This window comes from Clostridium acetireducens DSM 10703, assembly GCF_001758365.1.
In the GTDB taxonomy this organism is placed as follows: domain Bacteria; phylum Bacillota; class Clostridia; order Clostridiales; family Clostridiaceae; genus Clostridium_C; species Clostridium_C acetireducens.
In genome coordinates this window covers 1-11,748 of sequence record NZ_LZFO01000046.1, presented here as the reverse complement: position 1 = coordinate 11,748, position 11,748 = coordinate 1, and the positions used below count along the sequence as shown (strand labels likewise).

Sequence of the window (11,748 nt, the reverse complement as noted above, 5' to 3'; positions counted from 1 at the left end):
CATTTAATATAAACTATTTATTATGTTGTTGAATAAAAAATGATTGAAATAATTTGTATATAAAAAATAATTAAAAATAAGCTATATAAAATAATAAGGCAGTCTTATAAAGAGAGTTTGTAAATAAATCATTTCATTAAGACACTCTAAGAATAAAAAATAAAAAAACTCCTACCCAATTTATGCCCCGTCCTTGGGGCGGAAATTGGCTCATCACGTCCTGTGATGAATTACGGAGTTTTTTTATTTTTTATTCTAAGAGTGTCTAAAATTCATTCAAATTATTTACAAACTCTCTTTATAAGACTGCCTTATTATTTTATATAGCTTATTTTTAATTATTTTTTATATACAAATTATTTCAATCATTTTTTATTCAACAACATAATAAATTACAATACAAATTATTTAATTATTCTATTAAACTTATGTCATCTCCAATTAAGTTTATATTCATTTTATCAAGATATTCTAAAACTTGCCCAGTTCCTTTTGCAACACAAGAAACTGGATCTTCTGCTATATATACTGGAACATTTGTAACTTCTTGTATCAGCTTGTCTAATCCATTTAGCATAGCTCCTCCACCAGTCATTACTATACCTTTGTCCGCTATATCTGCTGCTAACTCAGGTGGAGTTTTTTCTAATACACCATGAGTATTTTCAGCAATAGCATTAACAGTTTCTTTTAAAGCAAATCTCATTTCATCTGAAGAAACAGTTATGTTTTTAGGAAGACCTGTAATCAAATCTCTTCCTCTTATTTCCATACTCACTTCTTCTTCCCTTTGGAAAGCAGAACCTATATTTATTTTAATATCTTCTGAAGTTCTCTCTCCAATCATAAGTTTATGTTGCTTTCTTATATACCTTACAATTGCCTCATCAAACTTGTCTCCTGCTACTTTTAAAGAAGCTCTTACAACTATACCCCCTAATGAAATAACTGCTATATCAGTAGTTCCTCCTCCTATATCAATTACCATGCTTCCACTTGCTTTAGTAATATCTAGTCCAGCACCTATAGCTGCTGCAAGAGGCTCTTCAATTAAATATACTCTTTTAGCTCCTGCATTTTTAGCAGCATCTATTACTGCTCTTTTTTCAACTTCAGTAGCTTCACATGGAATACAAACCACTACTCTTGGTGCTGACATTCTTTTTTTTCCACAAGCTTTATTTATAAAATGCTTTAACATCTTTTCTGTAATATCATAATCAGATATTACACCATCTTTTAAAGGACGAGTAGCTACAATATTTCCAGGGGTTCTTCCTATCATTTGTCTTGCCTCTTCTCCAACTGCTAGTACCATGTTATTGCTTTTGTTTATAGCAACAACAGAAGGCTCTGTTAAAATTACACCTTTGCCCTTAATAAAAACAAGTACTGTAGCTGTACCTAAATCTATTCCCATATCAGTTCCTATATTAAAAAACATTCCTATCTTCACTCCTGCTCTTTTGTATTTATTTTTCAAAATATACCTTATTTAATTATAATAGGAATGCGCTTAACCTTCAATAGCTTTATACTTCATTTTAGTAGCTCTTCCACCTCTTATGTGTCTTTCTGCTTTATTATAATCTAAAATGTCTTTAGCTTCTCTAGCAATTTGAGGATTTATTTTAGGTAACCTTTCTGTCATATCTTTGTGTATAGTGCTTTTACTAACTCCAAAAACTTTAGCTGTTTTTCTAATTGTAGCTTTTGATCCTATAATATACTTTGCAACTTCTAAAACCCTTTCTTCAATATAATCTTTCAAAGTGCTACCTCCTTAATCCTTCTAAAATTTATTATAGTTATAAAAAAATAATAACTTGCTTTTATTAGCCATTTTCTCCTAACTTTATAGAAAATGGCTAATAAAAATACTTAAACTCTAATATTTTATATATCTTGTTGGATCTACACGAACATTTCCCTTTAATACTTCAAAGTGTAAATGTTCTCCATATGTTTCATATGCTGATCTTAATGTTGTCTTTCCTACAATGCCTATTTGGTCACCTTTTTTTACTTTATTTCCTTGAGCTACTTTTACTTTTGGATCCAAATTAGAATATACTGTTTTTAATCCATTAGGATGTTTTAATATTATTTGTATGCCATCTTCTGTATTTTTGTTAATTTGTTCTACTACTCCATCCATTGATGCAACTACTGCTGCTCCTAATTCACATTTAATATCAATACCAAGATTAGCTCTGTAGCTATCTGTTGATTTCCAATAAACAGGTTGTTCAGAATAACCTCTAGCTAATTTTCCTTCTACAGGTTTTATAAAATTCATATCCGTTGATGCTGAAACTTCAGTAGATACTTTCTCATTATTAGAATTCTTATTATTTTCTTTTACTTGAAGAGCATTTTGATAATCTACAGAAGGTTCTTGTGCTATATCTTTTTTAGATTCATTTTTAGATACTACTTCCTGCTTAACTGGAATGTTTCTTTTTGCATGTCTGCTGTTTTTAGTGGTAATAACTGCTATTGTAGCTACAACGCAAAGGCAAACAAATAATATTACATAAAAACCCTCCTTCTTAAAAAAATTTGATTTATTATTTTTATTGTCCATAGTAACACCTCCATTTTTTAGTTTGTCCAGAATTAAGTAAAAAAATACATATTTACATATATTTTTTATTATTTTAAAATAAGACCATATTTTAAAATAATATTTTAAATTTATTTAAAATAATCTAAAATATTACTTGAAAATATGGTCTTTATTAAAAATTATTTATAATTTATTTTACTTATTTTAGTTCCTTGATAGTAATGAGTTATAATTTTTTTATATTCTTTTCCATGCTTACCCATAGCATTTGCTCCCCATTGACTCATTCCAACTCCATGTCCATAGCCACTACAAATAACTTCTATATTTTTATTATTAAATTTAATATTAAAATTAGCTGAATTAATTCCTAATATATTTCTAAATTGCTGTCCTGTTATCTCTACGTTACCTAGTTTAATACACTTAACTCCACCGGATTTACTTCTATCTTTTATCCATATTTGTTTTTTTAATCTTTTACTAGACATTTTTGCTTTTGGATAAGCTCTATTTACTTTATTAGCTATATCTTTATAAGAAAATTTGAAAACAGTTCTATATTTAGGAGCCTTTTCTTCTCCTGGACTATTTACACTTATTAAATAAGGTATATCCTTTTGAAATACTTCTTTAGCATTTTCCGTTTTTCCACTGCTAGTAGCAAAATAATAAGGTTCTTTAACTAATTCATTATTATATGTAATTATCTCTCCTTCAGTATCTTTTACTGATTTACATATTTTATTCCAATACTTATTTCTATTTTCTTTAGGCCAGCCTTTTAATCTATCTTCTTTAAATATATAACTTTGACAATGAACTGTATCACATAAATCTGCTCCTTTAGCTAAAGCATTTTTACATGGGTTTCCTCCTTGAGATTTTATATGAGCAATAGCATAAGTTCTTGCTGCTACTGCTTGAGCTTTTAAAGCTTCTATATGAAACTCAGCTGGCATTTCTGCAGCTACAACTCCAACAATATATTCTTCTAATTTCATCTTTTCTACTTTATTTTTTTTTGTTATATATATTTTTACATCTGGTCCTCCTTTTTTATATTTATTAAATATTATATTATTTTGCTTAATACTATACTTATTAATTTTTCCTCCATACTTTTTTGTTCCTAATAAAATAATTGAAAGTAATACTACAGAAAATAAAAATATAAATGTTATTATGAAAATATTTTTTAAATAAAAAAATTCATATTTTAATCTTTTTCTCATAGTTATTGTTCTCCTCTAATATTTTAAGTTTTCAATAATATTATATTAATATTAGAAAATACATATGATTATTACATAAATTAACCTTTAAACAAAAACAGAGCAAATACTATTTTCTGTATCTGCCCTGTAATAAAATTTATTTATCAATTCTTTTTATAAAAGCCCCTAATCTTTTTAATTTGTTTTCTATGTTTACATATCCTCTATCTATATGATATATATCTGTGATTTCTGTAGTCCCTTCAGCAGCTAATCCACATAGTATAAGTGCCGCCCCTGCTCTCAAATCTGTTGCTCTTACTTGGCATCCTGTTAATTTGTCTACACCTTCAATAACAGCATTTCTTCCATCTATCTTTATATTTGCCCCCATTTTTTTCATTTCAGGTACATGCATAAATCTATTTTCAAATATAGTTTCTGTTATAAAACTTGTGCCTTCAACTGTACATAAAAGCCCCATCATTTGTGCTTGCATATCTGTTGGAAATCCAGGATAGGGCATTGTTTTTATATCAATTGGTTTTAATTCTTTTTTTGCATTAACTAATATACTCTCACCTATAACATCTATATCTACATTCATTTCATTTAACTTAGCTATAATAGGCTTTAAATGTTCTTCATTAATTCCATTAATTTTAATTTTACTTCTAGTTATGGCTGCTGCAATCATAAATGTTCCTGCTTCAATTCTATCATAAATAGGTTTATGAATAGTGCCTTTTAATTCTTTAACACCAATAATTTTTATAGTATCTGTTCCTGCTCCTATTACATTTGCTCCCATTTTATTTAAAAAGTTAGCTAAATCTTCTATTTCTGGTTCTTCTGCTGCATTTTCTATAATAGTTTCTCCCTTTGCTAGCACCGCTGCCATCATAATATTTTCTGTTGCTCCTACTGATGGAAAATCTAAATATATTTTATTTCCCTTTAAGCTAGTGGCTTTAGCTTCTACATATCCATGTCCAATGCTTATATCTGCTCCTAAAGCATTGAATCCTTTTAAATGTAAATCTATAGGTCTAGTACCTATATTACATCCTCCTGGAAAAGATATTTTAAAACTTCCAAATTTAGATATCATAGGTCCCATTATTAAAAAGGATGCTCTCATTTTTTTTACTAAATCCATATCTGGTTGAAGATTAAGTACATTAGAAGAATCTATTATAATTTTATTTGTATCCTTATCTATAAAAACATTAGATTCAATCGATTCTAAAACACTAGATATTACAAACACATCTTCAAACATAGGTGCATTTTCTATTACGCATTTTCCACTACTTAGTATACTAGCTGCTATTATAGGTAATACTGAATTTTTAGCTGAACTTATATTTACTTCTCCTTTTAGTTCATTTCCTCCCTTTGCTACTATTTTATTCATAATATTCCTCCATTCTCTCATTACTAATAGGAAATATTTATTTGAGGTATACCAATTAATATATAATTTCCTGAAGAATATTTACAAACAGCACAATTAAAATTAGTATCTTTTAAATTCCCTGTAGATGCCACTGTGCTATACCCATTATATATTTTTACTGTTTCAATATTTTTAAACCCATTTTTATTAATTAAATCTAAAACCATTTTGTTGATATCTTCTATGCTATTTTCAGTTTTTGCTTTTACGCATTCACAGTAAGTAGCATTAATATTTTTTTTATACAAAATATCTTTTATATCTTTTTTAATATTTAATATTTCTTTATCTCTACCTTTCTCTTTAATTTTTATTTTAACAATACTATTGTTTCCATTTTTAATACTTTCTATATATAAATACATATTATTTTTTTTAAATTCATATATATTAATATTTGTTTTATTTCTAGTTTGTATAAATCTACATTTATATATATAATTCAATATATCCTTAAAAACATCTTCATTATTAGATTTAATTTCTACACACATTTCATATTCCTCAATATGACTATTTGTACATTTTATAATTTCCTCAAATATTTCACTGCCATTTTTAGCGTGAGAATTATTAAAACTAATTAGGAATATAATAAACATAGTAAATATAGATATTAATACTTTATAAGTTCTCATAAATTATCTCCTTTTTCTAAAATACATTCTCACATAAATTATGGACATATTATAATGAGTCTATTCACTAAATATATTATTAATATATAAATTTTGCTAAAAAATGTGCCTTTTTCAAAATAAAAAAGCCTAAAGATTTAAATAATATCTTTAGGCTTTTTTTATTTTGCTTTTAATCTTGCTAAAGCTCTCTCTAAAGCTAATTCTGCTCTTTTTTTATCTATTTTTTCTTTATGTCGTAATCTATCTTCCGCTCTTTTTTTGGCTCTTTTTGCTCTTTCTACATCTATTTCTTCAGGCCATTCACATGAATCACATAATATGACTACTTTATTATTTTTTACTTTTAATAATCCAATAGATGTAAAAGCCTTCAATACTTTACCATCTTTTTCAATGAATTTAGTAATTGTAGGTGTTAATAAAATTATTACAGGTACATGATTGGGAAGTATTTCAAAACATCCCTCAGAACTTTCACTAAGTATACTTTGAACCTCGCCTTTATAGAATTCTCCTTCTGAATCATTTACTATTAATTCTAAAGATTTTTCCATATTTATTTCTCCATTATAGATTTAGCTTTTTCTACTGCTTCATCTATAGTACCTATAAATAAAAAGGCGGATTCAGGTAAATCATCATACTTTCCTTCTAAAATTTCTTTAAATCCTCTTACTGTCTCTTGTACTGGAACATATTTTCCTTGCATACCTGTAAATTGTTCTGCTACTGTAAAAGGTTGTGATAAGAATCTTTGAATTTTTCTAGCTCTACCTACTACTTCTTTATCTTCTTCAGATAATTCATCTACTCCAAGTATAGCTATTATATCTTGTAGTTCTTTATATCTTTCTAATATAAATTTTACATTAGAAGCTACTTCATAATGTTCTTCTCCTACTATTCTAGGATCTAATATTCTGGAAGTTGACTCCAATGGATCTACCGCTGGATATATTCCAAGTTCAGCTATGGATCTTGATAAAACAGTTGTAGCATCAAGATGCGTAAATGTTGTAGCTGGAGCTGGATCTGTTAAATCATCTGCTGGTACATAAACTGCTTGAACAGAAGTTATAGATCCATGTTTAGTAGATGTTATTCTTTCTTGCAAAGCTCCCATTTCTGTAGCTAAAGTTGGTTGATATCCTACTGCACTAGGTATTCTTCCTAAAAGAGCTGAAACTTCTGAACCTGCTTGAGTAAATCTAAATATATTATCTATAAATAATAAAACATCTTGTCCTTGATCTCTAAAATATTCTGACATAGTAAGTCCTGTTAAAGCAACTCTCATTCTTGCTCCTGGCGGCTCATTCATTTGACCAAATACTAGTGCTGTCTTTTTTATAACGCCAGATTCTTGCATTTCATTATATAAATCATTTCCTTCTCTTGTTCTTTCTCCAACTCCTGTAAATACAGATAGTCCTCCATGTTGTCTAGCTATATTATTTATTAATTCTTGAATAAGTACTGTTTTTCCAACTCCTGCTCCTCCAAATAATCCTATCTTCCCACCTTTTTCATAAGGAGCTATAAGATCTATTACTTTTATACCCGTTTCAAACATTTGTGGTTCAACAGATTGTTCTTCAAAACTTGGAGCTGGTCTATGAATAGGATAATAAGTTTTAGCATTAAAATTTCCTTTTTCATCTATAGGCTGACCTAAAACATTAAAAAGTCTTCCTAAAACATCTTCTCCTACAGGAATAGATAAAGGTTTTCCCGTATCTTCTGCATCCATTCCTCTTTTTAATCCTTCTGTAGCTTCTAAAGCTATAGCTCTAACTATGTCATCTCCTACATGTTGTTCAACTTCTGCTATAAGAATTTTATCTTCCATTTTAATTTTTATTGCATTATAAATATTAGGAAGATTTTCAGAATCAAATTTTATGTCTATAACAGGTCCTATTATCTGTATAACTTTTCCTATATTATTTGGCATACTACACCTCCATTTTTTAACTTAAAAATTAAAAAATTTATAAATTACTTTTGTGCTTCTGCTCCACCAACAATTTCAGATATCTCTTGAGTTATAGCACTTTGTCTTATTCTATTATATTTTAAATTAAGTTTTTCTAGTATATCATCAGCATTTTTAGTGGCTCCATCCATTGCAGTCATTCTAGAGGTCTCTTCACTAGATTTAGCATTAAGCATACTATTTAAAAGTTTAGTATTTATATGCATTCTAGCTGTTTCAGCAATTAATTCATTTCCCTCTAATTCAAAATAGCCTATTTTATTTTTATCTATTTTTTTTCTTTGAAAAGGTATTATTTTTTCTACCTGAACTTTTTGATTCACTGTTGAAAAAAATTTAGTATAAACAATATAGACTTCTCCGATTTCTGAATTTTCAAATTTATTTATAATATAATCAGTTATTTCCTCAATATATTTTAAAGATATGTCTTGAGGTATATACTCCCATTTTTTTATAGGAACTATTTTGTATCTATTTAAGTAAATACTTCCTTTAGCTCCTATAACTATCATGGAGGATTCCTCCTTTTGGTTTCTTATTTGATTTAATAATTCACTTATTACTAATGCATTAAAACCTCCACAAAGACCTGTATCTGATGTTAAAACAACAAATACTTTTTTTCTGCAATTATTTCCACTTATATATATACTTTCTTCTTCAAAATTAGAAATAACTTCATCAACTATACTCTCTAAATTATTATAATAATTTTCGTTTACAGCTAACTTCTTTCGAGATTTTCTGAGTTTAGCAGTAGCAACAAGTCCCATAGCTTTTGTAATCTTTTTGGTATTAGTTACAGATTTTATTCTTCTCTTTATTGCAATGAGTCCTGCTCCTCCCATACTTCACCTCCCGCAAAGGAATCTATTATTCCTCTGCTAAAAATGCTTTTTTAAATTCTTCTATAGCTTTATCAATTTTTGTCTTTAATTCATCATCTAAGACTTTTCTATCTCTAATTTCATCAATTATATCTTTATTATGAACATTTATATATTCTAAAAACTCTTTTTCAAATTTTCTTATTTTATTCACAGGAATATCCATAAGAAAATCATTAACTACAGAATAAAGTATTAGTATTTGGTTTTCTACATCCATAGGTTTATATTGATCTTGTTTTAATATCTCTGTTAATCTCTTACCTTTTTCCAATCTATTCTTAGATTCTTTATCTAAATCAGATCCAAATTGAGCAAAAGCAGCTAATTCTCTATATTGAGCAAGTTCTAATCTTAAGGTTCCTGAAATTTGTTTCATAGCTTTTATTTGAGCATTTCCACCAACTCTAGATACAGAAATTCCTGCATTCACTGCAGGTCTTTGACCTGAATAAAATAACTCTGATTCTAAAAATATTTGTCCATCTGTAATAGATATAACATTTGTAGGTATATATGCTGTTACATCTCCTGCTAAAGTTTCTATAATTGGTAGTGCAGTTAAGGAACCTCCTCCTAATTCATCTGAAAGCTTTGCTGCTCTTTCCAATAATCTAGAGTGTATATAAAATACATCTCCTGGATAAGCTTCTCTTCCTGGTGGTCTGCGAAGTAACAAAGACATAGTTCTATATGCAACAGCATGTTTTGATAAATCATCATAAATTATCAATACATCTTTACCTTTATGCATGAAATATTCTCCCATGCTACATCCTGAATAAGGAGCTATAAATTGAAGGGGTGCTGTTTCTGAAGCTGTAGACGCAACTACTATAGTATAATCCATAGCTCCCATTTCAGTAAGATCGTTAACTATATGCGCAACTGTAGATTGTTTTTGTCCTATAGCTACATATATACATATAACGTCTTTTCCCTTTTGATTTAATATTGCATCTATTGCTATAGCAGTCTTTCCTGTCTGCCTATCTCCTATTATAAGTTCTCTTTGGCCTTTACCAATTGGTATCATAGAATCTATTGCTTTTATACCTGTTTGAAGAGGTTGTTTTACTCCTTGTCTTTGTATAACACCAGGGGCTTCTACTTCAATTGGCCTTTTAGATTTAGTTTTAATAGGACCTTTGCCATCAATAGATTCTCCTAATGAATTTACAACCCTTCCTATTAATTCTTCTCCTACTGGAACTTCTACTATTCTACCAGTACTTTTTACAACGTCTCCTTCTTTTATTCCTTCTTCAGGTCCAAGCAACACACAACCTACATTATCTTGCTCTAAATTTAAAGCCATACCATATACATTATTAGGGAATTGTAAAACTTCACCTTCCATGCATTGATCTAAGCCATAAACTCTAGCTATACCATCTCCTATTTGTATTATAGTTCCTGAGTCTACAGTTTCTATTTTATTTTCATACTTTTCTATTTCCCTTTTTATTATAGAAGTAATTTCTTCTGGCTTTATATTCATATACTCACCTCTATTCTTTACTAAACGCAAGTTTTTTCATTTCTTCTATTCTAGATTTTATTGTTCCATCTATTACATCATTTCCTACTCTTACATAAACCCCACCTATTATAGTAGTGTCTACCTCCTCTGTTAAAATTATTTTTTTATTATATTTTTTCTCTAATGCTTTTACTAGTTGCTCTTTCTCAGATTCTTCTAAAGGTATTACAGTTTTTACTTTGGCCATTAAAGTATTCTTTTTTTCTAAATGGATTTTTTCCATTTCTCTAAGTTTTTCTTCCAAATATAAAATTCTATCTTTTTCAATTAATATTAATAGAAACCTTAATAATTCTTTGTCAATCTTATCTTTAAAAATGTCAGTGAATATGTGTTTTTTTCTTAAGGTACTTACTTCTGGATGTTTTATTAGTTGTAATAATTCATTATTATTTTTAATTATATCTACTATATCATTAAGATCTTGTATATATTCTTCTACCCTACCTTTTTCTTCGCCTATCTTATAAAGTGCAAGAGCATACCTTCTATCTAAATATTCATACATAATTAGATACCTACCTTAGATATAAAATCCTTTATTAATTTTCTATGTTCTATTTCATCTATAGAATGTTGTAGAGCTTTTTCAGATAAAATAACTGCTAAATCTATAATTTGATTTTTAATGTCATCTGCAGCTTTTTCCTTTTCTCTTTCTGCATCTATTTTAGCTCTATTAACTATAGCTTCTGATTCTTTATGAGCTTCTTTTAATATGTCTGAATAAAGCTTATTTGCTTTATTTTTATAATCTTCTACTATAACCTTTCCTTTTTCTTTTGAATCTTTTAAATTCTTTTCATTTTCAATCTTTAAAAGTTCAGCATCTTTCTCATCTTTTTCTGCTTTTTTTATTCTACTTACTATTTCTTTTTCTCTAGAATCTATTACATTATTTACTCTATCAAATAAGAAGTATCTAACAATAAAATATAGTATAAGAAAATTTATTATAGTAAAAATAACTCTAGTAATAGTAATATTCATAAAGCTAAAGCCTCCCTTCAAACCTAAGTATTATAATTAAATTTAAGCTTTAGCTAACAGCATTAAAGCAATCAACAAAGCATATATAGCTGTTGCTTCTGATAAAGCTGCACCTATTATCATAGTAGTTATAATAGAACCCTTGGCTTCCGGTTGTCTAGCAACTCCTTCCACAGCCTTTCCTGCTGCATTTCCACAGCCTATACCTCCACCTATACAACCTAAAGCAGCTATTCCTGCTCCTAATAATGCCATTCCTGAAACAAATGCCTTTGGATCAATAGTACCCATATATTTTCCTCCTCTTAATTAATTTAGTTCTGTTAAGTTATATGAACATTGCTTCCCCTCAACCTATGAAATATAATAGATTTACCATAAAAATATTACCTCCCAGAAAGGAGAGAGGAAACAATGAACAAAGCTAATAAAAAAATCACCTG

Annotated in this window: 13 protein-coding genes; all 13 read right to left on the bottom strand. The window is 28.2% G+C overall.

All coding sequences use genetic code 11. The annotated features are described in order from the left end of the window. Positions 1–412: 412 nt before the first annotated feature. Positions 413–1,444, bottom strand: coding sequence for a rod shape-determining protein (mreB, locus tag CLOACE_RS10795; protein WP_070111263.1), 1,032 nt, complete (start codon positions 1,442–1,444; stop codon positions 413–415). Between the two features lie 72 nt (positions 1,445–1,516). After that, a complete protein-coding gene (spoIIID, locus tag CLOACE_RS10790) occupies positions 1,517–1,771 on the bottom strand; it encodes a sporulation transcriptional regulator SpoIIID (RefSeq protein WP_070111262.1) in 255 nt (84 codons plus the stop codon). Between the two features lie 117 nt (positions 1,772–1,888). After that, on the bottom strand, positions 1,889–2,587 hold the full coding sequence (locus CLOACE_RS10785) for a M23 family metallopeptidase (RefSeq protein WP_070111261.1): 699 nt from the start codon (positions 2,585–2,587) through the stop codon (positions 1,889–1,891). Positions 2,588–2,748: 161 nt separating this feature from the next. Next, entirely contained in the window at positions 2,749–3,804 is a 1,056-nt protein-coding gene (gene spoIID / locus CLOACE_RS10780) for a stage II sporulation protein D (RefSeq protein WP_070111260.1), read from the bottom strand. 139 nt (positions 3,805–3,943) lie between these two features. After that, positions 3,944–5,203, bottom strand: coding sequence for a UDP-N-acetylglucosamine 1-carboxyvinyltransferase (gene murA, locus CLOACE_RS10775; RefSeq protein WP_070111258.1), 1,260 nt, complete (start codon positions 5,201–5,203; stop codon positions 3,944–3,946). 23 nt (positions 5,204–5,226) lie between these two features. Continuing rightward, a complete protein-coding gene (locus CLOACE_RS10770) occupies positions 5,227–5,883 on the bottom strand; it encodes a hypothetical protein (protein WP_070111256.1) in 657 nt (218 codons plus the stop codon). A 161-nt stretch (positions 5,884–6,044) separates the two neighbouring features. Then, positions 6,045–6,440, bottom strand: a complete 396-nt coding sequence (locus tag CLOACE_RS10765; RefSeq protein WP_070111255.1) for a F0F1 ATP synthase subunit epsilon — start codon at positions 6,438–6,440, stop codon at positions 6,045–6,047. A 2-nt stretch (positions 6,441–6,442) separates the two neighbouring features. Continuing rightward, positions 6,443–7,840, bottom strand: coding sequence for a F0F1 ATP synthase subunit beta (atpD, locus tag CLOACE_RS10760; RefSeq protein WP_070111253.1), 1,398 nt, complete (start codon positions 7,838–7,840; stop codon positions 6,443–6,445). A gap of 44 nt (positions 7,841–7,884) precedes the next feature. Continuing rightward, positions 7,885–8,733: an ATP synthase F1 subunit gamma gene (atpG, locus tag CLOACE_RS10755; protein WP_070111250.1), complete on the bottom strand. Its 849-nt coding sequence runs from the start codon at positions 8,731–8,733 to the stop codon at positions 7,885–7,887. Between the two features lie 25 nt (positions 8,734–8,758). Continuing rightward, complete coding sequence (gene atpA, locus CLOACE_RS10750; RefSeq protein ID WP_070111248.1) at positions 8,759–10,273, bottom strand: F0F1 ATP synthase subunit alpha; 1,515 nt, start codon at positions 10,271–10,273, stop codon at positions 8,759–8,761. Between the two features lie 10 nt (positions 10,274–10,283). Beyond that, entirely contained in the window at positions 10,284–10,823 is a 540-nt protein-coding gene (locus CLOACE_RS10745; protein WP_070111246.1) for a F0F1 ATP synthase subunit delta, read from the bottom strand. A gap of 2 nt (positions 10,824–10,825) precedes the next feature. After that, entirely contained in the window at positions 10,826–11,305 is a 480-nt protein-coding gene (locus CLOACE_RS10740) for a F0F1 ATP synthase subunit B (protein WP_070111244.1), read from the bottom strand. A gap of 42 nt (positions 11,306–11,347) precedes the next feature. Further along, positions 11,348–11,587, bottom strand: a complete 240-nt coding sequence (gene atpE / locus CLOACE_RS10735) for an ATP synthase F0 subunit C (RefSeq protein ID WP_101495419.1) — start codon at positions 11,585–11,587, stop codon at positions 11,348–11,350. Positions 11,588–11,748: the final 161 nt, after the last annotated feature.